The 20,647-nt window shown below is 35.8% G+C and carries 25 protein-coding genes; 20 read left to right on the top strand and 5 right to left on the bottom strand.

From position 1 onward, the window contains the following. The first annotated feature begins 48 nt into the window (after positions 1–48). From BMW36_RS01860 to BMW36_RS01845, 4 genes are all read left to right on the top strand, one after another. Complete coding sequence (locus BMW36_RS01860) at positions 49–432, top strand: DUF4430 domain-containing protein (protein ID WP_089738403.1); 384 nt, start codon at positions 49–51, stop codon at positions 430–432. Further along, positions 432–944 carry an ECF transporter S component gene (locus BMW36_RS01855; protein ID WP_245711552.1) on the top strand — a complete coding sequence of 171 codons (513 nt, stop codon included), beginning with the start codon at positions 432–434 and terminating at the stop codon, positions 942–944. Before BMW36_RS01860 ends, BMW36_RS01855 begins: the two co-directional genes overlap by 1 nt. A 79-nt stretch (positions 945–1,023) precedes the next feature. Continuing rightward, positions 1,024–1,554, top strand: a complete 531-nt coding sequence (locus BMW36_RS01850) for an RNA polymerase sigma factor SigX (RefSeq protein WP_089738401.1) — start codon at positions 1,024–1,026, stop codon at positions 1,552–1,554. A gap of 1 nt (position 1,555) precedes the next feature. Beyond that, positions 1,556–2,773 carry a hypothetical protein gene (locus tag BMW36_RS01845; RefSeq protein ID WP_089738399.1) on the top strand — a complete coding sequence of 406 codons (1,218 nt, stop codon included), beginning with the start codon at positions 1,556–1,558 and terminating at the stop codon, positions 2,771–2,773. A 48-nt stretch (positions 2,774–2,821) separates the two neighbouring features. Here the strand turns inward: BMW36_RS01845 and BMW36_RS01840 are convergent, their stop codons facing one another. Beyond that, positions 2,822–3,049: a ferredoxin gene (locus BMW36_RS01840; protein WP_089738395.1), complete on the bottom strand. Its 228-nt coding sequence runs from the start codon at positions 3,047–3,049 to the stop codon at positions 2,822–2,824. A 122-nt stretch (positions 3,050–3,171) separates the two neighbouring features. Between BMW36_RS01840 and BMW36_RS01835 the strand changes: the two genes are divergently transcribed. The 3 genes from BMW36_RS01835 to BMW36_RS01825 are packed head-to-tail and all read left to right on the top strand — an operon-like array spanning position 3,172 to position 6,251. Next, positions 3,172–4,215, top strand: coding sequence for a YpbB family protein (locus BMW36_RS01835; RefSeq protein ID WP_139180274.1), 1,044 nt, complete (start codon positions 3,172–3,174; stop codon positions 4,213–4,215). A gap of 16 nt (positions 4,216–4,231) precedes the next feature. Beyond that, the gene (locus BMW36_RS01830; RefSeq protein WP_089738390.1) at positions 4,232–5,758 is read left to right on the top strand and encodes a RecQ family ATP-dependent DNA helicase; all 1,527 of its coding nucleotides are present in this window, start codon (positions 4,232–4,234) and stop codon (positions 5,756–5,758) included. A 19-nt stretch (positions 5,759–5,777) separates the two neighbouring features. After that, positions 5,778–6,251, top strand: a complete 474-nt coding sequence (locus tag BMW36_RS01825; protein WP_089738388.1) for a LysM peptidoglycan-binding domain-containing protein — start codon at positions 5,778–5,780, stop codon at positions 6,249–6,251. Positions 6,252–6,291: 40 nt separating this feature from the next. Here the strand turns inward: BMW36_RS01825 and BMW36_RS01820 are convergent, their stop codons facing one another. From BMW36_RS01820 to BMW36_RS01810, 3 genes are read right to left on the bottom strand one after another with little or no spacing between them, the layout of a single operon-like run. After that, positions 6,292–6,861, bottom strand: coding sequence for a manganese catalase family protein (locus BMW36_RS01820; protein WP_089738386.1), 570 nt, complete (start codon positions 6,859–6,861; stop codon positions 6,292–6,294). Between the two features lie 15 nt (positions 6,862–6,876). Then, on the bottom strand, positions 6,877–7,128 hold the full coding sequence (locus BMW36_RS01815; RefSeq protein ID WP_089738853.1) for a spore coat protein CotJB: 252 nt from the start codon (positions 7,126–7,128) through the stop codon (positions 6,877–6,879). 2 nt (positions 7,129–7,130) lie between these two features. Continuing rightward, the gene (locus tag BMW36_RS01810) at positions 7,131–7,382 is read right to left on the bottom strand and encodes a spore coat associated protein CotJA (RefSeq protein WP_217640945.1); all 252 of its coding nucleotides are present in this window, start codon (positions 7,380–7,382) and stop codon (positions 7,131–7,133) included. A 272-nt stretch (positions 7,383–7,654) separates the two neighbouring features. Here BMW36_RS01810 and BMW36_RS01805 point away from each other — a divergent pair, with 272 nt between their 5' ends. Both BMW36_RS01805 and BMW36_RS01800 read left to right on the top strand, forming a co-directional pair. Then, entirely contained in the window at positions 7,655–8,890 is a 1,236-nt protein-coding gene (locus BMW36_RS01805) for a Glu/Leu/Phe/Val family dehydrogenase (RefSeq protein WP_089738382.1), read from the top strand. Between the two features lie 28 nt (positions 8,891–8,918). Further along, the gene (locus BMW36_RS01800) at positions 8,919–9,899 is read left to right on the top strand and encodes a YpdA family putative bacillithiol disulfide reductase (RefSeq protein WP_089738381.1); all 981 of its coding nucleotides are present in this window, start codon (positions 8,919–8,921) and stop codon (positions 9,897–9,899) included. 4 nt (positions 9,900–9,903) lie between these two features. Here the strand turns inward: BMW36_RS01800 and BMW36_RS01795 are convergent, their stop codons facing one another. Beyond that, positions 9,904–10,872 (bottom strand): asparaginase, encoded by a 969-nt coding sequence (locus BMW36_RS01795; protein WP_089738379.1) that lies wholly within the window; start codon positions 10,870–10,872, stop codon positions 9,904–9,906. Between the two features lie 49 nt (positions 10,873–10,921). On the opposite strand from BMW36_RS01795, the gene prsW reads away from it, so the two are divergent. The 11 genes from prsW to der all read left to right on the top strand — a co-directional run bounded on the left by prsW (position 10,922) and on the right by der (position 20,644). Beyond that, complete coding sequence (gene prsW / locus BMW36_RS01790; RefSeq protein WP_089738377.1) at positions 10,922–11,587, top strand: glutamic-type intramembrane protease PrsW; 666 nt, start codon at positions 10,922–10,924, stop codon at positions 11,585–11,587. A gap of 152 nt (positions 11,588–11,739) precedes the next feature. Continuing rightward, on the top strand, positions 11,740–12,618 hold the full coding sequence (gene sleB, locus BMW36_RS01785) for a spore cortex-lytic enzyme (protein WP_089738375.1): 879 nt from the start codon (positions 11,740–11,742) through the stop codon (positions 12,616–12,618). Between the two features lie 15 nt (positions 12,619–12,633). Further along, positions 12,634–13,965 (top strand): germination protein YpeB, encoded by a 1,332-nt coding sequence (ypeB, locus tag BMW36_RS01780; RefSeq protein ID WP_089738373.1) that lies wholly within the window; start codon positions 12,634–12,636, stop codon positions 13,963–13,965. Between the two features lie 199 nt (positions 13,966–14,164). After that, positions 14,165–14,833: a flagellar brake protein gene (locus tag BMW36_RS01775; RefSeq protein ID WP_175480323.1), complete on the top strand. Its 669-nt coding sequence runs from the start codon at positions 14,165–14,167 to the stop codon at positions 14,831–14,833. A 26-nt stretch (positions 14,834–14,859) separates the two neighbouring features. Continuing rightward, on the top strand, positions 14,860–15,519 hold the full coding sequence (gene cmk / locus BMW36_RS01770; RefSeq protein ID WP_089738369.1) for a (d)CMP kinase: 660 nt from the start codon (positions 14,860–14,862) through the stop codon (positions 15,517–15,519). Between the two features lie 3 nt (positions 15,520–15,522). Beyond that, positions 15,523–16,101 carry a lysophospholipid acyltransferase family protein gene (locus BMW36_RS01765; RefSeq protein WP_089738367.1) on the top strand — a complete coding sequence of 193 codons (579 nt, stop codon included), beginning with the start codon at positions 15,523–15,525 and terminating at the stop codon, positions 16,099–16,101. A gap of 96 nt (positions 16,102–16,197) precedes the next feature. Then, a complete protein-coding gene (gene rpsA, locus BMW36_RS01760; RefSeq protein WP_089738365.1) occupies positions 16,198–17,340 on the top strand; it encodes a 30S ribosomal protein S1 in 1,143 nt (380 codons plus the stop codon). Between the two features lie 192 nt (positions 17,341–17,532). Beyond that, a complete protein-coding gene (locus BMW36_RS01755; protein ID WP_089738363.1) occupies positions 17,533–18,132 on the top strand; it encodes a YphA family membrane protein in 600 nt (199 codons plus the stop codon). After that, positions 18,129–19,013, top strand: a complete 885-nt coding sequence (locus BMW36_RS01750; RefSeq protein ID WP_089738362.1) for a YIEGIA family protein — start codon at positions 18,129–18,131, stop codon at positions 19,011–19,013. The genes BMW36_RS01755 and BMW36_RS01750 overlap by 4 nt, the downstream gene beginning before the upstream one ends. Positions 19,014–19,018: 5 nt before the next feature. Next, a complete protein-coding gene (locus tag BMW36_RS01745; RefSeq protein ID WP_089738359.1) occupies positions 19,019–19,204 on the top strand; it encodes a capping complex subunit for YIEGIA in 186 nt (61 codons plus the stop codon). Between the two features lie 129 nt (positions 19,205–19,333). After that, on the top strand, positions 19,334–20,644 hold the full coding sequence (gene der, locus BMW36_RS01740) for a ribosome biogenesis GTPase Der (RefSeq protein ID WP_089738357.1): 1,311 nt from the start codon (positions 19,334–19,336) through the stop codon (positions 20,642–20,644). Positions 20,645–20,647: the final 3 nt, after the last annotated feature.

Here is a 20,647-nt window from a genome sequence, read left to right as displayed (position 1 = left end):
ATCTACCCTAATGTTAGATCCTCCTATTCTTTAAGGAGGTAAAATTTTATGAAAAACTGGTACAAAATGATAACCGCAATATTTTTAGGTATGTTTATTTTAGCAGGCTGTTCTGCAGCGGAACAGGATGAAATTCCAAATAAAGATGTAAGCGAAACAGCCCAAATTACAATCTCTATTGAGGAAGAAATAATTGCAGAAAAAGATATTGAGATTAATGAAGAAAAGAATTTGATGGATTTGTTGGAAGAAAACTTTGAAATAGAATCCGACGAGGGATTCATAACTTCAATTGAAGGTTATGAGCAGAATGTTACGGAAAATAAATATTGGTTATACAATATTAATGGGGAGCCGGCTACAACGGGTGCTAATGATTACCAGTTAAAGCCTGGAGATGACATAGTTTTTAATTTAGGTAATGTAGAGTAATGCGTATAAACATACATACGTTTACAATTCTGGCTCTTTTATCTGCACTGGCAGTTACAGGCAGATTTTTTTTTCAATTCCTGCCTAATATTCAGCCTGTCACTGCCATTGTAGTAATAACTGGTTTCTTTCTTGGACCATATTCCGCTACTTTACTAGCAGTTGTCTCGACTTATCTATCTAACCTATTACTGGGAATGGGGATTTGGACAATCTGGCAGATAATTGGATGGGGGATAGTCGGTTTATTTTCAGGAATGTTGAAACTTCGCAAATGGAAGAACCCCCTTATTCCTGTTTCGCTTTACAGTTTTTTTGCAGCATATTTATATGGATTCATACTGGATATTGGTACTTTCACTTATAGTGGCAGTTTCCTGCCATATTTCTTATCAAGTTTGCCGTTTAATACTTTTCACGCATTAGGGAATATCATGTTCGTTATATTGTTATTTCCGATAATTAACAGAATATTAACTTCGGAGCGAGTGAAGGCTCGTATAGAGAAATAGTTTCAGATAAAAAGTTACAGGATTGTTGTAACTTTTTTTCATATAAATCGACAACTTAATTAGTAAAGGGGGTCTACCCGTGAAGGCCACTTTTGATGATTTTTACCATCGGTATCATCAGGATCTGTACCAATTTGTATTTTATATGGTTAAAAACAAACAGGAAACCGAGGATATAGTTCAAGAGGTCTATATACGCGTAATACGTTCATATCATAATTTTAAAGGTGACAGCAGCGAGAAAACATGGTTATTCTCCATTGCGAGACATGTAACTTACGATTATTTTAGGAAATTAAAAAGAAAAAGGAATCGCTTAATAAGTTTCTTTAACTGGTCAAAAGCTGACGAAACATTATCTTCCAATCATCCTCTTCCTGAAGAAGTGGCACTACTGGATGATGAGATGAAACGGCTGTATAACTGTTTAGATCATTGTACAATCGATCAAAAGCAGGTTATTATCTTAAGATACCTTCAGGAATTTACCATCCAGGAAACTTCGGATATATTAGGCTGGTCGACAAGCAAAGTAAAAACAACGCAACATCGAGCTGTGAAATTTTTGCAGCAGAAGATGGGGAATGCTGATGAGAAGGAGGATGTGTAAAATGGCAGCAAATCATCCTGATACAAAAAATAAAGTCGAGAAAATGTTAGTAGAACTGCCTTCAATCAAGGATAAACGAGATAAAGAATATATTTATCAAAAAGTCCAAACAGAAGTAAATGAACCATTACTAAAACAGAAAAACAGAAAGCTGTGGGTTTTTCCGACATTAGCTGCTGCTGGCTGTTTACTCCTCTTGTTGATCATTGTAAACGGCATAGATGATTTTCCTTTCAGTAGCAGTTCAGATATGGAGAGCAGACAGGAATCTGCTACATCGGAATCTAGTGAAACGGAGATCCAGGATTCACAACTAATGAAAGAATCAAGCTTAGAAGATAAAGGAACTGAAGAGAATGTGGCAGAGAACAGTACTATTTTTGCTCCTCCAGAGGATGACCGTTCACTGTTTCACTATATTGATCAGGATAATTTTGTATACCGGTTAGATACTGAGATGGAACTTGACGAGGTAGTTTTTACATCATGGGCAACGGAAGATGCACAATATACCGTGCCAATTTCTTTTCGGGATACTGATGAATTGGATAATGACCTGAAAACAATTTATAATAATGCCAGTAATTATATATCTTTGTCAGAGAACGGCTTTTCTGCTCTCGGGTTTGATACTTTTGAATTTTTTATAAGGGAAGAAGAACAGCAGGCAGAGATTGAGATGAATAGCATAGAATCAGATTTATCTAGTAGTGCCAATTACCAGATGTTTCGGTATATGCTGGAAGATATTCTTGCACCTTTACGTATAGAACAGGTTACTTTAACTGGTAATCACCCTTTTACTAAACAGGATAATCATTTTTCGCCTGACTACCGAACAAATACCTTCTATAAGATATACCAATATAAGGAAGGGTCGCCGTTTTGGCTGGTTCCTGTTTCCAATTCTGAGGTGGAATCATTTATTGGTGCATTGGAGGAAATGAAGAAAGATGAAGAAGCATTTCATGTAAGGGGAGTAATACCAGGCGATGCTGAAATTGATGTTGTTAATGAGGAAAATGTAATTACAGTCTCCATACATTCACCTCTAATTGGGAATAATCAGGGGACTGTAACAATGATTGAAGCTATTATGTTCACCGCAAAAAGTTTTGGTTTTAAACAAGTTCATTTCGACATAAATATTGAGCAGGCTGGTATGTATCAATTAAACCAACCACTTGAAGTTCCTGATATAATAAATCCGGTTTATTAAATAGAGAAGGTGTAAATAAGCAACTAGTGCAGATAGTACTAGTTGCTTTTATCTATAGGGAGAAGATTGCTTTTTTATTGATTCTGTTGGACACGATTCATACGCCTCCATAAATTCCTCTTCATCCTCTGTTGGAATCGGGGAGGTGCCTTTATTACAATCGAGCTTTCCATATGCCAGTCCTTCATCATCATAATCAAAGACATTTTCGGCAATTGCTCCGCAAAGTCCACAGGCAATACATGTTTCTTTGTCTACCCACGTGAAATAGGGCATCATTTATTCTCCTTTATATTCCTAGATGTTTCATTAATCATACCATATGAAAATAAGAAAAAAAATAAGTTTATCTTTTCAATTAACCTTGATAGAATGAAGGGAAGATGGAGGATATTATTATGTTTCAATATATTCTGTTACATTGTATCAAAGCTTTAAAAGCGGAACGCTCACTTGCTAATATATTCTATTTATTAACAGGGAAAAAGTCTACCCAGACAATCCAGGACAGTCATTTATATAATCTAACGGATTATTTTGGGGTCTATCGTTCATTAAAAAGAGTAGACTTTAACAATGCAATTGATAATCTGGTTCAAAAAAGTTATATAGTATATAATAAGCAGGGTTTTGCGCAGTTAAGTGATGCAGGAAAGTATCACTTAACTGTACAGGCACAGCAATATCAAGATTTGCATTTTAGAGGGATGGTTTTCGAGCGAATGGCACCACCATTTTTAGCGACATTAATTCTTCTTATTCAAACCGCTACAAATATTTTTGTTAATAATTATCGATTTATTCCTGTTATTGATAATTCTTCCGCTCAAAGTAATGTCAAACAATTTTTAAAGCAAAAAGACCTCGACATTTCGATCTTATTAAGGGATCTATACGGGGATTTGTATAAGTGTTTTACAGTGAATCGTCTTCCCCAATCCAGTATCGAGATTTTTACGGATCATATTACATCTGCTAAGGAAATTGGTTTAAGTCAGCATCAGCTTGCATCAAAATATATTATGACTAAGGAAGATGTTCATTGTTATTTAATGAATGTTGTCCATTTGATGTTGGATGAATCTAAGCATCCAGATAAATATAATGTTTTCCCGTATATAATTAATCAGCAAAGCGATCTTCCAGTAACAGAGTCGGCCTTAGCTACATACAAATTATACAGTAGAGGTCACACTATTGGTGAAATTGCTGCATACAGAAGTCTTAAGGAGAGCACAATCCAGGACCATATCATTGAAATAGCATATGCAGAAAAAGTGGAATGGACGAGACATATGGGTACAGAGATATATAACACTATTAGCGAAGTGATGGAAAAGACAAATACTAAGCAGTTAAAAATATTAAAATCACTCTTGCCAGAACATATATCCTATTTTCAGATTAAACTGGTCATTGCGTTATGGCACAAACCGTTGTAAGAAGGGAAGTAAATTTATGTATGACACCTCCTTAGAAGACTATTTAGAACGTTTTTTCGGTTATAATACTTTTCGTACAGGTCAAAAAGAAATAATTCAATCTGTTTTGTTCCGTCAGCATACACTTGCTGTTTTGCCAACTGGTACCGGTAAGTCCATATGTTATCAGCTGCCAGCTCTGCTGATGAAGGGAACTGTCCTGGTTATCTCACCATTACTTTCCCTGATGACTGATCAAATAAAGGAACTAAAATCTTTTGGCATGAAAGATGTAGTGGCGATTAACAGTATGACTTCAAAACATGAGAAACAGTATTCTATGAAAAATTTAAACAAATATAAGCTTGTTTTCACCTCACCTGAGATGTTACAAAATTCATTCTTCATTACTCAGTTGAAGAAAATCGATTTATCACTGTTTGTTATAGATGAGGCTCACTGTATTTCCCAATGGGGTTATGAATTTCGGCCTGATTATTTACGGCTGACCGATGTTCATAAAGAGTTACGTTCACCACCCGTCCTGGCAGTAACAGCAACAGCAACACCTGAAGTACAAGAAGACATTATTGATTTATTGGAATTGAGAGATTGCAATAAATACATTTATCCAATGGATAAACCGAATCTTTCTTTCGTGGTAAAAAAAGTTGCGGAGGTTTCAGAGAAAAAGAAAGATATTGTTGGGACATTAGAAAAATATCCTGTTCCGACTATGATATATTTTTCCAGCAGAAAGGAAGCTGAAAATATGTCAGCTTACCTTCAAAATGAATTGGCTGATCTAAAAACTGCTTACTATCATGGAGCTATGGATACAACAGACCGTTTATTAATCCAGCAGCAATTTATGGCCAATCAGTTAGATATTATTTGCTGTACGAGTGCCTTCGGAATGGGTATCAATAAAATGGATGTACGTCTAGTCATTCACTATCATGCTCCATCACAACTGGAATCTTTTATCCAGGAAGTAGGTAGAGCAGGTAGAGATGGGAAAGAAAGTGTTAGTCTGTTATATTTTCATGAAACCGATCAGCATATCTCCAGACATTTAATTGAATCGGAACTTCCCGACATATCATTGATTGAAAATGCGGTAAAGTACATTATTGATAATCGTTTAACAGAAAAAACAAGTCTGGAAGATTACTTTCTCAAAGTATCAGGTGAAAATGAAATACAGTGGCGTTTTTTTCAATATCAATTAGAAGTGCACGATATCATTATAAATGATAAAATTAATGTAGAAAAAATTAATATAAACGATTTCGTTAAATCAATAAGAGATACTATTTGGGAAAGACAAATCTACAAGCATAAAAAAATGTATGAAATGGTCGATTGGATAAACCGAACAAATTGCAGAAGAGTCGCTCTGTATGAACACTTTCAATCAGGAGTCCAGCAGCCTTTAGGGATGTGTTGTGACTACTGTGATTTTAAATGGGAATATTGGCAGCCCTCGTTGATCAAGCATAAAAAAAGTTATCAATTATGGGAGGAAAAACTTGCGAGCAAACTGATGCAGAATGATTATTAGAATAACGGAGGGGTAGTGTATGAAACCAAACTTAGACGATCAAGCCTCTTCCTTGCGAGATTTAGTGAAAGACAGAGAAGACAAGGATCAAAAGGAAAAGGGCTTACCACCAAGAAGTGCTATCCATCAGAAGAAGAGAAAAAGAGAGAAAAGAAAGAAAATACACTTAATCAGTGTTCTTCTCGTAGTATTCTTATTTATTGTAATAGTTATTCTTTTTTTTCCATTCTGGGGCGATTCTCTTCTTACTTCAAAATTACCGGATCAGCAACAGAACATTCCTATAGAGCAAGTTTATTTAAATGAAAATAATAAAGTAGAATTTCAAGAGGGGGTGTATCATACGGTCACATCAGATGATACATTATTTTCAATTGCCCAGCAATATTATAATGATAAAGAAAAAGTCGAGCTAATAATATTGGCAAATGATATTCAGGATAATACGATTGTCGTCGGCACAAGGTTGTTTATTCCTGTCGCGAAAAAGTAGAAGCCCTTCTATTCTATGTGAAAGAAAGACTTCCAGCAGTTTAAAATATTTTTTTGCGATCCCGTTCTTCTTTTAAAATTTCTACTGCTTCGTGGAATCGTTGGGAATGGACGATTTCTCTTTCCCTTAGAAATTTTAGTGAATCATTCAAGAAAGGATCATCCGATAAATCAATTATCCATTGATATGTGGCTCGGGCTTTTTCCTCTGCCGCAATATCTTCATATAAATCTGCTATTGGGTCACCTTTTGCCTGAATATAAGTTGCAGTCCAAGGTGAACCTGCGGCATTTTGATAATACAGGGCCTGATCATGATTCACATAGTATTCGCCAAGTCCTGCCTCCTCAAGCTGTGCCGGTGTCGCATCTTTTGTCAATTTATAGATCATTGTGGCAATCATCTCTAAGTGAGCAAATTCCTCTGTTCCAATGTCATTTAGTAACCCGACAACTTTGTCTGGAATAGTGTAGCGCTGATTGAGATAACGTAATGCCGCCGAAAGTTCGCCATCTGCCCCGCCATATTGTTCAATTAAGTATTTGGCTAAACGGGGATTGCATGTACTTACTTTTACAGGATATTGTAATTTCTTCTCATAAACCCACACTTTCTAATACCTCCTTTAAACCTGCCAGGGCCATGGTGCGTCTTTCCAGTTCCATGGATAACTGGAGTAACTTAAACCATACTGTAGTAAAGGACCGAACTGCCTTTCGAACTCCGCCTTAAGCTGTCTGCTTTCATATGACTTCTGGTTAAACTGTTTAATTGCTTCTAAATCATCTGGATGTGTGTCCAAGTATAGAGTTAAATCAACAAGCACAAAGTCTACAGCCTGTATTTTTTCCAGCAACTTATAGTAATTCTCCGGCATTGTCAATTTTCATCACCTGCCCTTTTGGGATAATAGGGGTCATATAGACAAGGCCACAATGTACCGTGATACAGAGCTTCTTCAGCAGTAGCAAATTGGTTAGAATGCATAGGCTGGAAAGTAATGTACAAATTAGGTGGTGTAGAATAACATTTCTTCCATACAGGGGGACATGGATCAAATGGACTGATATATGGTGTATAACACTTCATAGTTGAATGCAAGATGATCTGCTCCTTTCCTTTTAATACCATTACATCATATGTAGTACCGGGATTGTCCTATGCCTGTTTATCTATAAACAGATGTAGATGCGAATTGCTAGAAAAATAAAAAAGTGCAGAGTAAAATGACAGTAGTATGCTTTAAAGATAAAAATCATCTTTATTTATTTCTCGGAATTAATGATTATGTTTCTCCCATACATAAATAACAAAATAGTCCATACTGTCAGATATTTCACAACGAGAATATAAAATAGTATAATGATTAAAGTGGCATTTTTTTGCATTAGGAGTGAAACTTATTGAGAAGCAGTTATGAACATCTTCAATCAATGATGAAAGATGTACTGGATCAGTTAGGATATCCTGACGAAGTATATCAACTAATGAAAGAACCAACGAGAATAATGAGAATCCGTTTTCCTGTAAGAATGGATGATGATTCGGTGAAAATTTTTACGGGATACCGTGCTCAGCACCATGATGTATTTGGGGTTACCCAGGGAAATGTTCATTTTAGACCAAATATTACAGAAGAAGAGATTGCTGCCTTGGCTATATTGAGAAGTGTAAAATCAAGTAATTTACAGATACCACTTGGCGGAAGCAGCGGGGGAATAGTGTGTGATTTAAGGGAGTTATCTTTCAGAGAATCAGAAAGGCTATGCAGAGGATATATCAGGTCCATCCACCATATTATCGGACCGAATATAGATATTCCTTCATCAGATGCTGCTGTCGATCCGCAAATGATGGCATGGATGATGGATGAATACAGCAGATTACATACAGGAATGAATCCAAATTTTATTGCCGGGAAACCTTTTGTACTTGGAGGTATTAACAATAAACAGACAGCTGTAGAACAAGGTGTTTATCATACGATTCATGCATTGATTGATGAATACAACCTGCCGCTAAAGGAAACAAAAGTGATGATACACGGTACAGGTAACATTGGCAGCTACTTAGCCCGGATGTTAAATGATTCAGGTGTGAAAGTAGTGGGAATTTCCGATCCTCAAAATGCAGTTTATCATCCGGATGGTCTTAATATACCAGAAATATTAAAACAGAAAGACCATTTCGGTATTGTCACGCGATTTATTGATGAATCAATTTCGATAGATGAATTTATGGAAAAAGAAAGTGATTTACTTATTTTAACAACAAAACAGGAACAAGTTAATGTAAATATTGCTAAAAAGTTGAATACATCAATTATTGTAGAAACGGTGAATAATACGTTAGACCAGGAAGCAATTAACCACTTGCACAGTAGAGGCATAGAAATGGTTCCGGAAGTATTGGCAACCAATGGAGGAATTGTATATGCCTATCTGGAATGGTTGGAGTACAAACAAGGCAAAAAGTTTACAGATAAAGAGATAGAGGAGTATTTTAAAGATATTATACATCTTGCAATTAAAGAGGCCAAGTATACTTCTTTAAAGAAAAATATCAATATGTATTTAGCGAGTTATATGATCGGAATGAAAAATCAAGCAGAAGCGATAAGGTACAGAGGATGGCTTTGATTTAAATTGTAAGGAGAGTGTTTTATTTATGCAGGAAGAAACAGTGATAATTATAGGTGCAGGACCATGTGGAATGTCTGCTGCCATTGAATTGCAAAATTTAGGAATACAACCACTTATAATAGAAAAAGGAAATATTGTTGATTCCATCTATCGATATCCTACACACCAAACTTTCTTCAGTTCCAGTGATAAGTTGGAAATTGGTGATGTGGCATTTGTTACTGAAAAACAGAAGCCTGTCAGGAATCAGGCATTAGCATATTATCGTACTGTTGCACAGCGTAAAGATCTGAGAATCAATAACTTTGAAAAGGTAGTATCGGTCCAGGAGCAAACAGGGGCTTTTCAAGTAAAATCAGTTGATTCGAACGGTAACCATAAAGAGTATTCTACTAAATTTGTGGTAATTGCAACAGGGTACTACGACCAGCCGAATTTACTTAATATCAAAGGGGAGGAACTGAGTAAGGTATTTCATTATTTTAAGGAAGCACATCCCTATTATAATAAAAATGTAGTAGTAATAGGCGGAAAGAACTCAGCGGTAGATGCAACGATTGAATTGCATAAAGCTGGGGCAAATGTCACTGTTTTATACAGAGGAAATGACTATTCTCCTAGTGTAAAACCATGGATTTTACCTGAATTTGTCTCACTTATCAAACATAACAAAATACTAATGGAATTTAGAGCGAATGTTAAAGAGATAACAAAAGAATCAGTTATATATGAAGTTGATGGTTCTTCTAAGTCTATTCCAAATGATTATGTTTTTGCAATGACAGGATACCAGCCAGATCAGCAGTTTCTTAAGAATATGGGGATAACTGTTGACCCAAAAACAGGAAGACCTAACTTTAATGAAAATACGATGGAGACCAATGTGGAAAATATCTACATCGCAGGAGTAATTGCTGCAGGTTATGATAATAATGAGATCTTTATAGAGAATGGCAGGTTCCATGGAGGACAAATTGCATCCTCCATAAAGCGTAAATTATCTTAATTATCTACTCTTGAAAAGCGGATTGAATCTCTTCTGCTGCTGCTCCTTTTTGAAGCAGCAGCAGAAGCTTCAACCTTGCTTTTGGTCCATTAATTTCGTTAGTAAATATCATTCCTGAATTTTGGAGATTCTTTCCACCACCTTCATAATCATACATTGGCTGTACAATTCCGTTATAACATCTTGACACAATAACGATGGTAATCCCCTGCTGCAGGAGTGTTTCCAGCACTGGAACAACGTCTGGAGGCAGATTTCCTTGTCCAAAAGCTTCAATCACAATTCCATTGGTATTGTTTTTATTTAAATGTTGAAATAAAATATTAGACATACCGGTGTATGCTTTAAATAGATGTACCTCCTTGGTAATCTCATGTATTTCTGTATATTTATCGGAATAGAGGTACTTTTGATAAAATATAATTTTGTCTTTGTGGATTAATCCTAATGGGCCAAACGGCGGACTTTTAAAAGTAGCAACATTACTTGTAGAAGTTTTTGTAACATATCTTGCAGAGTGTATTTCGTCATTCATTACTACAAGCACACCAGAGTGGATAGCTTCCTTGCTAGTTGCAACGCGAACCGCGCATTGAAAATTATATATTGCATCTGTGCCGATTTCATTACTTGGTCTCATAGCTCCTGTTAAAACAATCGGTAAAGGAGATTTACAGGTTAGTTCAAGGAAGTATGCTGTTTCTTCCAATGTATCCGTTCCGTGTGTGATAACGATACCTGCTATATCCTCATTTTCAGCTAATAGTGCATTAATAAAATCGGATAATTTCAACATATGTTCCGGTTTAATATGAGGCGATGGTAAATTATAGAACTCTATTTCGTGAATAGGGACATCCTTAGTTTCATTCAGGTTCGATAATGGATGCTGTTTTGATGGTTCAATAGTTCCTTCCTCATTTTGCTGCATGGAGATGGTACCACCAGTATGTATAACAATCAGTTTTTTCATAGAATCACCTCTTAAACGTATTTTATCATCCCTGAAAGAAGGTGTATATTTGTTTACGTTATTAACAGCAGGGTTGGCACCTGCGTTTGCACTGTTATCTTTTTTTTATTTAAAGGATGAATATGAACTGGAACCAGTACACGCAATCTTCAGGACATTTGTGTATGGTGCATTATTAGTGTTTCCCATTATGTTCATCCAATATGCTTTTATTGAAGAAGGGGTTGCACAAACACCATTTATTAAGAGTTATCTTCTGTACGGATTATTCGAAGAATTTTTTAAATGGTTTATTTTTCTGTTTACTACATATAAATATTCGAAATTTTCTAATGTTTATGACGGTATTGTTTATGGAGTTTCCATAAGTTTAGGATTTGCCACCGTAGAGAATATATTATATCTGTTCGCACATGGTATTGAGTATGCATTCAGCCGCGCAATCTTTCCAGTCTCCTCACATGCATTATTTGGTGTTATTATGGGATATTATTTGGGCCGGGCAAAATTTAAAAGTAACCGTTCAAAGTTCCATGTTTTTCTGGCACTCTTTATACCTTTTCTGTTGCATGGCACTTATGATTTTATCTTAGTTTCAATTACCCGGGCATGGGTATATTGCTTAGTGCCATTCATGATTGTGCTCTGGCTATACAGTCTTCGAAAAGTTAAAAAAGCAAATGAATATTCCAAATTGCATAACTACGAAATATAAGAGTTATTCTTAACGTCAAAAGGATAACTCTTATTTTTGTTGCAATTTTCCAATGAATAATTAATTCAGTTTCAATAAAAGCTATGTTTAGGAAAAAAACAGTTAATTCGTAAAAACTTATACGCAGGAGATTTTTATTGGAGGTTAAGGTGATGAATTATTTAAAAATTGGCGTAATTGCTTTTCTTTTATTAACAATACCATTCTTCTTTGCGGAAAAGAATCAGGTAGATGCATTTACAGATCAGGTAATCCAGCATGGAGCAACTGGAGAGGATGTTATCGAATTACAAGCTAGACTACAATATTTAGGGTTTTATAATGGAGAAATAGATGGTGTTTTTGGCTGGGGAACATATTGGGCTCTACGTAATTTTCAGTATGAATTTGGGTTGGAAATTGACGGTCTGGCTGGAGAAGGCACAAAGCAAAAATTAGCGGCTGCCAGTGAATATGATAGACAGTTTGTGAAACAGCAGATTCAGTCAGGGAACAGATTCTCTCATTATGGCGGGGTTGATAATAAAAAACAATCACAACAGAATACGAACCAAAACCGTCCAGCTGAACAGAACAATCAGCAGAATCAGGGGAATCAACAGCAAACTCAGACTCCGGCAGAAAATGATACAGTTGCAGAATTAGAACCCACTGCTGTCAATGTACCGCAAGGATTCTCACAAAATGATATTAAATTAATGGCTAATGCGGTATATGGGGAAGCAAGAGGCGAACCTTATGAAGGACAAGTTGCTGTCGCAGCAGTTATCCTGAATCGGGTAGAGAGCCCCACATTCCCTAATACTGTTTCTGGTGTAATATTTGAACCAAGAGCTTTTACTGCGGTTAGCGATGGACAAATATGGTTAACACCAAATGATACTGCAAGAAGGGCAGTGTTGGATGCCATTAATGGATGGGATCCTACTGGGGAAGCAACCTATTATTTTAATCCAAATACAGCTACATCTGGATGGATCTGGTCTAGGCCGCAAATCAAACAAATTGGAAAACATATATTCTGTATGTAATATGGAGGTGTCTGAATGTTTCGATGGATATTAATTTCATTGCTAAGTCTAACAGTGGTAGGAGTATCTGTGTGGGGTTACCAGGAACATCAAGAAAAAAATGCGATACTTATTCAAGCAGAAAATGATTACCAAAGGTCATTTCATGATTTAACGTATTATATGGATTTGCTGCATGATAAAATCGGTTCATCACTAGCGATGAACAGCAGAGAGCAATTATCTCCGCAACTGGCAGAGATCTGGAGAATTACATCTTTGGCACATAGTAATGTTGGACAGCTGCCATTAACTTTATTACCATTTAACAAAACAGAAGAATTTCTGTCACAAATGGGAGATTTCAGCTATAAAGCAGCTGTAAGAGACCTTGAGAAAAAACCGCTTACTAATGATGAGCTGCAAACATTCGAAGCGCTATATGAAATGTCAAGTGATATAGAATCAGAGTTAAGAAAAGTACAAAACATGGTTTTGAACGAAAATTTAAGATGGATGGATGTTCAGCTTGCTCTTGTTAATAATGATGAACAAGCTGATAATACGATTATTGATGGATTTAAAACAGTTGAAAAAACAGTGGAAGGTTATAGTGAAGGTAAAATTAATGCGAGCATGATGGGAACATCTAGTAAAAAAGATGGTTATTCCATGCTTGGCAGTGACAAAATAACAGAAGATGAGGCTGTCACAAAAATGAGGAGATTGTTTGACTTAGACAAAAGTGCTGAGATCCATGTAAGTAAAACAGGTGATGGTGCTAATGTCCCATTAATAAGTGCTTCCTTTCAGGATGAAAACAGGTCAGGTTATGCTGATATTACCCAATATGGTGGTTATCCTATCACTTTAATGATTAACAGGGAAGTAAATGAATCTAAGATAAGTCTGCATGAGGCAACTAATAAAGCAAAAGATTATTTAGCCGGAAAGGATTTTGGTGAGCTTGCTCTAATAGAAAGTAATCAGTATGATCATGTCGGAGTATTTCATTTCGTACCGAATCAGGGAGATGTCTGGATTTATCCTGATGCCATTCAAATAAAAGTTGCATTGGATGATGGTGATATTCTTGGATTCGTGGCTAAAGATTATGTAGAGAACCACCGTGAGAGAACAATCGAGGAACCAGAAGTATCAGAAGAAGAGGCAAGAACAAAAGTAAATCCTAATTTAAAGATTCAGGAACACCATTTAGCTATTATTGAAGACGATACAGGTGAGGAAGTATTAGTGTATGTCTTTTTAGGAACACTTGGAAACGATACTTACAAAATATACATCAATGCAGCATCAGGAAAAGAAGAGCGTGTGGAGAAGTTGAAGCAAGCTGAAATAAAATATTGAATGTGAGGAGGAAAGTCTTTCCCTTCTCACTTTTTTTTATGATAAAATAAAAAGAAACTAGCAAACAAATTGTCCTATAAAGTGAGACTTTTGGTCCCCTACAGGATTTAAAGCAAAACTTTTCAGGATGAGCAGCGTTTTAATTTAAATAAATACTCCAATATAAAACGAAAATTTGATAGTAGGAAGAGGATGCAAATTGATAAAAATCGGCACTTTTTTACAACTTGAAGAAATAAGTAAAAATTATAATAATGATAATGTGCAAGACATGAAGGTGACGTTTCGTTGCAGAGTGATTGAAACTGCGGAAGAAGAACTAATTATTGATCTGCCTATTAATGAACTGACAGATAAGACAGCTTTTTTTACTGAGGGAGTTGCATTAAAGGTAAGCTATATTCAAAACAATTCTGTTTTCGTTTTTCCTTCTAAAGTTATTGGTAAGAGGATTGATAATATTCCGGGGATTATTCTTTCCTATGATAAAGATAGAGTGAAAAAAGTTCAAAGAAGAGAATTTGTCAGAGTTGACTCCTTGTTAGATATTTCGATCAGAAGTCCTTATGACAATTTTTCTCCAGTGACGGGAGTAACAAGAGATATCAGCGGCGGCGGGTTGTCAGTATATATGGACAATAATCTGGAATTTAACGAAGAGGAGTCACTTGATATCATGTTAGTACTTCCGATGGAAAATACTCTTGAATATTTACATTTGCAAGGTTCTGTAGTCAGGTTCCAAAAAGAAGAAACAAAAGGAATCCTTTCCGTAAAATTTAATGATATTTCGATCCAAAATCAGCAGAAAATAATCAAATTTTGTTATTTGGAGCAATTAAGGATAAAGCGTAAAGAAATGAAATAATAAATGTTAGAAAGAGGTATTGATTAATGAAGAAAATTGCAATAGCGATTGATGGACCTGCTGCCGCGGGCAAAAGCACGATAGCAAAACTGGCAGCACAGCATTTAAATTACATATATATTGATACTGGAGCAATGTACCGGACTTTAACTTTTAAAGCAATCCAAGAGAACGTAGACCTTAGTGATGATCAAAAAATCCTGGAAATACTGAAAAAACTGGATATAACATTGACTCCCGACTTTGAAGTATTTGCGAACAACGAGAATGTTACAGATAATATCCGATCAAATGAAGTGACAAATAATGTCTCTAAGGTTGCATCCATTCCGGAAGTGCGGGATGAGATGGTGAAAAGACAGCAGGAATTAGCTGTGAACAGGGGCGTAGTAATGGATGGAAGGGATATTGGTACAAGAGTTATCCCAGATGCGGAAATAAAAATTTTTCTCGTAGCAAGTGTGGAAGAAAGAGCACAAAGAAGACACGAAGAAAATATAAAAAAAGGAATCGAATCAGATTTAGAGAAACTAAAAGCAGAAATTAAGAACAGGGATAAAATGGACTCAGAAAGAACTTCATCTCCTCTGAAAAAAGCGGACGATGCAATTGAGATTGACACAACTTCCCTTTCCATAGAGGAAGTTTTACAAAAAATCCTGACAATAGTTGAGCAAGAGGTGTAATGAATGAATTTATATAAATTTGGAAAGTTTGTGATGAAGACCTGGTTAAAACCTAAATACAAAGTACAGGCCATAGGTTTGGAGAATATTCCTAAAAGCGGGCCTGTAATTATTTGTTCCAATCATATATCCAATTTTGATCCGCCGATAGTAGGGATAACCTGCCCGCGAGATATTCATTTCCTTGCAAAAGAAGAACTGTTTAAAAATAAATTTTTTGGGTATATCTTAAAAAATGTACATGCTTTCCCAATAAAAAGAGGGATGAAGGATCGAAATGCATTAAGAAGAGGTTTAGAAGTTTTAAAAGAGGGTAATGTTTTAGGATTATTTCCTGAGGGTACAAGGAGTAAGACAGGGGAATTAAAAAAAGGATTGGCTGGAGCGGGATTTTTCGCTTTAAGATCTGATGCAGCCATTATTCCCTGTGCAATTATTGGCGATTACAGCAAAAAAAAGCCGTTAACCGTATCTTATGGAAAACCAATTAATATGACCAGTTTAAAAGAGAAAAAAGCTTCCGCTCAAGAGGTTACTGATGTTATAATGGAAGAAATTAGAAAGATTAAAGAAAATCACTAACTTCACCTATATAACTTGACAAATTGGTCTAAATGTTAGAAGTTAGAAAAAAGCACATAAATGTTTTTGTGTTGTATTTTGAAGGAGGTCTTTGTCATGGAAGAGATGAACCAAGAAATTTCCGAAATCAAGGAGCTTTCCGTTGGCGATATTGTCAAAGGGAAAGTAGTCAAAGTAGAGGAGAAACACGTGCTGGTTGACATCGGCTACAAAGTAGAAGGTATAGTACCTATAAGTGAATTGTCTGCACTTCGGGTAGAAACAGCCAGTGATGTGGTGAGTGAAGGCGACGAACTAGAATTACAGATTAAGAAAGTGGAAGACGAAGAAATCGTCTTGTCTAAAAAAGCTGTCGTTGCTGAAAAAGCTTGGGAAGATCTGCAACAAAAATTTGAAGCAAATGAAACAATTGAAGCAGTAGTTAAAGATGTTGTGAAAGGCGGCCTCGTAGTGGACGTAGGTCTTAGAGGATTTATCCCTGCATCTTTAGTTGAGACACATTATGTTGAGGATTTTGCGGATTATCAGGATAAGCCAATTACATTAAAAATAGTGGAACTGGATAAGGAACAGAACCGCATTATTTTATCACACCGTGCTGTTTTAGAAGAGGATGCTAAAGCTAAGAAAGAGAGTCTTTTAGAGAACCTTGAAGAAGGACAAGAAATTGAGGGTACTGTACAGCGCATTACTGATTTCGGTGTATTTGTAGATATTGGAGGTATAGATGGGTTGGTACATATTTCGCAATTATCTCATACCCATGTAGAAAAAGCTTCTGATATTGTATCTGAAGGGGACAGTTTACGCGTAAAAGTATTAGGAGTAGATAAAGAAAAAGAAAGAATTTCTTTATCACATAAAGCGACATTGCCTGGTCCGTGGGACAATATTTCAGAGAAAATATCAGTTAATGATGTTGTAAGTGGAACTGTAAAGCGACTTGTTAACTTTGGTGCTTTTGTAGAAGTATTGCCAGGTGTTGAAGGTCTTGTTCATATTTCTCAAATTTCTACCCAACATATTGGTACACCTGCAGAGGTACTGGAAGTAGGTCAGCAGGTTGATGTGAAAGTTTTGGAAGTAAATGAAGCTGAGAAGAGAATTTCCTTAAGTATTAAGGAAATTGAAGAAGAGAAAAATGACCAGGAAATCAAACAGTATGAAAGTGATGATGACCAATCAGGTTTCCAATTAGGGGACATGATTGGAGATAAACTGGATAAATATAAAAATTAATATTATCAATTGTTTATAAAAATGAGTACCGCCTCCCGTCACATTAGGGAGGCGGTTTTTATATTCCTGTTTGTCCCCCCCTTTATTTCCTCTGTAACTGGCAGTCCATCATTTATACAGCTTCAATAAACTTCTGGTAATTATAGTATAAAAAACAATGTTATGCCCAATAATGATAAGGGTGATAAGAAAATGAACGAGTTTATCTATTTATGGATATTGTGGTTATTATGGTGTCTCACAACATTCTTTTTAACAAAGACAAAAATCAGAACAATATACAGCTTAGGTATTTTAATATTAATAATCTTTCTGCCTGAGAATTCAATTGTTGGAGAGCTCCCATTGAATTCAGGGATTATTTTTCTAATTATTTACAGTTCAGCATTATTAATAATTACGCCATTACCTTTGAAAAAATATCTCCATATATTAATTTTATCCTATCTATATGTTATTTATTTTGTCTGGTACATAACAAGCCCCATATTAAGCGGTAGTTATTTCATAGTAATTGGCCTAATCCTTGCAGTGATACTTTTACAGTTTTTCGGAAAAGAATTTCATGAGAGATTATTAATATGGATAACTGGTCTTTCTTTCGGACAAATTCTTTATACAATTATCTGCTGGAGTTATGGCCTTGAATATACGATAAATTACCATCATTCCTACACGTTGTTATGTGGGGTGTTGATTTTACTTAGTTTACAAAGGGTATGGTCGTTATTATCGAGACGGGTAGAACTGTTTGTGAAAAATATGGAAGCAAAAAAGAGGTGGACATATTGAATGAATATACTTTTCCGATATTATTTGGAGTAGTTATTGGAACGATAGCGCGAATTATTATGTTAAAAACAGATTACAGGCAGTATCCTACCTATTTGCATGGAAAAATTATTCATCTCGCTTTAGGTTTTATTGCTGCCGGATTGGGATCTGTTGCCGTTCCAGCAATAATGGAAAAGGAATTTACTGCAATTACATTTCTAACAATTGCTGCATCCCAGTTCCGGGAAGTGAGGAATATGGAAAGAAATACATTATCTGAAATGGATAGTTACGAGTTAGTGCCAAGGGGGAATACATATATTGAGGGGATTGCTGTTGCTTTCGAAAGCAGAAACTATCTCGTCATATTTACTGCACTAATAACAACATTAGCATATTTAGTATGGAATGTTTATATCGCTGTCATTGTTACAATTGGAGCCTATATTATTATACGAAAGTTTATGAGCGGATCTACTTTAGGCGATATAGTAGATATTGAGCATGCAGAAGTCTCTTTTGAGGGTGCAGGTTTATATGTTGATAATATATATATTATGAATATTGGTCTCCCTGCTAGGCAGAAGGAAATTATGAAGTATGGTATGGGGTTTATCCTTACCCCCAAAACATTTGATGTGAGATCGACAATCGCAAATCTGGGCCAGCGGCAGGCAATATTACACGATGTTTCCGTTTCGCTTGGTGTGTTCAGAGATTCAGGTACCCCGGCTTTGGTTCCGTTAATCAAAAGAGATTTAGATGACGGGAGAATCGGTGTTTTTATTCTACCTCAAGATAAAGACGTGGAGAAGGCGATGAATGTAATTAGTTCCGTTCCTGTACTGGAAAATGCTATCCGGATGCCTTCAGAATCGAAAGCAGCACATAAGGAGTGATGATAATGCAATTAGAAAAAGCTATTTTGGCTACAATTACTACAAATGCTAATAAAGTGACAGCGGGAGGATCCATTTTTATTTGCGAAACAAAAGAAGAAATGGATAAAGTTGCAGCTAATTTAGAAGCTATATTAGATGGAATCAGTCATGCATTAAGCGACGAATTATATATTATAGTAAAACATTAATAACAAATATGACGAATGTTCCGGAATTTAGTGAAACTTGTATTTAATGAATGGTTTATGGTAATTTAATTAAGTGAAACAACAAAACCGGCAAAATTAGAGAAATATATAAAGGAAGGATGTGCCTTCATGAGAAATTCAGTTGTAGCAATTGTTGGAAGGCCTAATGTAGGGAAATCAACTATTTTTAATCGCTTAGTTGGTGAAAGAATTTCCATTGTTGAAGATATACCCGGAGTAACTAGAGATCGTATTTATGCAAAAGCTGAGTGGTTAAATAATACATTCCGATTAATAGATACTGGCGGTATTGAAATCGGTGACGAGCCGTTGTTAATTCAGATGAGAGAACAAGCAGAAGTTGCTATTAGAGAAGCTGATGTAATTATTTTCTTAGTAAATGGCCGTGAGGGCATTACAGCAGCTGATGAAGAAGTAGCAAAAATGCTCTTTAAATCCAATAAGCCTGTTGTTCTAGCAGTTAATAAAATAGACAATCCCGAAATGAAAGAGCAGATTTATGAATTTTATTCACTTGGATTCGGAGAACCATATCCGATTTCAGGAACACATGGGTTAGGTCTTGGTGATTTATTAGATCGTGTCCTGGAATTATTCCCGGAACGCGAAGATATTCCGGTTGATGAAGATGTCATTCATTTCAGCTTAATTGGAAGGCCTAATGTAGGAAAATCCTCCCTAGTAAATGCTATGTTAAATGAAGAAAGAGTTATTGTTAGTGATATAGCAGGTACAACCCGGGATGCAATTGATACCTCCTTCTCGAGAGATGGTCAGGACTTCGTCATAATTGATACTGCTGGAATGAGAAAAAGAGGAAAAATCTATGAAACTACCGAAAAATACAGTATTCTGCGAGCACTGAAAGCGATCGAAAGGTCAGATGTTGTTCTTACCTTAATTGATGCTGAGACAGGAATAATTGAACAAGATAAAAAAATTGCGGGATATGCCCATGAAGCAGGTAAAGCTGTAGTCATTGTTGTTAACAAATGGGACACGATTAATCAGCATGATCATGCCATTAAGGAATTTGAAAAGAATATCCGCGCTCATTTTCTGTTCCTTGATTATGCACCGATTGTTTATTTGTCTGCGAAAACAAAAAAGAGAATTCATACCCTTGTTCCCAAAGTAGTTGAAGCGAGTGAAAATCATAGTAAACGTGTGGAAACCAATGTGTTAAATGATGTTATCATGGATGCACTGGCAATTAATCCGACACCAACGAAAAATGGTAAACGTTTGAAAATACTTTATGCGACTCAGGTTGCTGTAAAGCCTCCAACTTTTGTTGTTTTTGTAAATGATCCGGAATTAATGCACTTCTCCTATGAACGCTTTTTAGAGAATAAAATTAGAGAAGCATTCGGTTTTGAAGGTACACCAATCAAAATTTATGCGCGAAGAAGGAATTAGAGG

The sequence above is a fragment of the Gracilibacillus ureilyticus genome, assembly GCF_900111195.1.
Taxonomy (GTDB): domain Bacteria; phylum Bacillota; class Bacilli; order Bacillales; family Amphibacillaceae; genus Gracilibacillus; species Gracilibacillus ureilyticus.
Note: the sequence above shows the minus strand (reverse complement) of the source record. Positions and strands in the feature narration are given on the sequence as shown.

Bases quoted from the DNA above. Each gene is read 5' to 3' on its own strand.
- BMW36_RS01755 (WP_089738363.1), top strand. From the start codon at position 17,533: ATGAACGAGTTTATCTATTTATGGATATTGTGGTTATTATGGTGTCTC.
- BMW36_RS01860 (WP_089738403.1), top strand. From the start codon at position 49: ATGAAAAACTGGTACAAAATGATAACCGCAATATTTTTAGGTATGTTT.
- BMW36_RS01845 (WP_089738399.1), top strand. From the start codon at position 1,556: ATGGCAGCAAATCATCCTGATACAAAAAATAAAGTCGAGAAAATGTTA.
- BMW36_RS01765 (WP_089738367.1), top strand. From the start codon at position 15,523: ATGAATTTATATAAATTTGGAAAGTTTGTGATGAAGACCTGGTTAAAA.
- der (WP_089738357.1), top strand. From the start codon at position 19,334: ATGAGAAATTCAGTTGTAGCAATTGTTGGAAGGCCTAATGTAGGGAAA.
- ypeB (WP_089738373.1), top strand. From the start codon at position 12,634: ATGTTTCGATGGATATTAATTTCATTGCTAAGTCTAACAGTGGTAGGA.
- rpsA (WP_089738365.1), top strand. From the start codon at position 16,198: ATGGAAGAGATGAACCAAGAAATTTCCGAAATCAAGGAGCTTTCCGTT.
- BMW36_RS01745 (WP_089738359.1), top strand. From the start codon at position 19,019: ATGCAATTAGAAAAAGCTATTTTGGCTACAATTACTACAAATGCTAAT.
- BMW36_RS01830 (WP_089738390.1), top strand. From the start codon at position 4,232: ATGTATGACACCTCCTTAGAAGACTATTTAGAACGTTTTTTCGGTTAT.
- BMW36_RS01795 (WP_089738379.1), bottom strand. From the start codon at position 10,872: ATGAAAAAACTGATTGTTATACATACTGGTGGTACCATCTCCATGCAG.
- cmk (WP_089738369.1), top strand. From the start codon at position 14,860: ATGAAGAAAATTGCAATAGCGATTGATGGACCTGCTGCCGCGGGCAAA.
- BMW36_RS01840 (WP_089738395.1), bottom strand. From the start codon at position 3,049: ATGCCCTATTTCACGTGGGTAGACAAAGAAACATGTATTGCCTGTGGA.
- BMW36_RS01800 (WP_089738381.1), top strand. From the start codon at position 8,919: ATGCAGGAAGAAACAGTGATAATTATAGGTGCAGGACCATGTGGAATG.
- BMW36_RS01815 (WP_089738853.1), bottom strand. From the start codon at position 7,128: ATGCCGGAGAATTACTATAAGTTGCTGGAAAAAATACAGGCTGTAGAC.
- BMW36_RS01810 (WP_217640945.1), bottom strand. From the start codon at position 7,382: ATGGTATTAAAAGGAAAGGAGCAGATCATCTTGCATTCAACTATGAAG.
- BMW36_RS01835 (WP_139180274.1), top strand. From the start codon at position 3,172: ATGTTTCAATATATTCTGTTACATTGTATCAAAGCTTTAAAAGCGGAA.
- sleB (WP_089738375.1), top strand. From the start codon at position 11,740: ATGAATTATTTAAAAATTGGCGTAATTGCTTTTCTTTTATTAACAATA.
- BMW36_RS01825 (WP_089738388.1), top strand. From the start codon at position 5,778: ATGAAACCAAACTTAGACGATCAAGCCTCTTCCTTGCGAGATTTAGTG.
- BMW36_RS01855 (WP_245711552.1), top strand. From the start codon at position 432: ATGCGTATAAACATACATACGTTTACAATTCTGGCTCTTTTATCTGCA.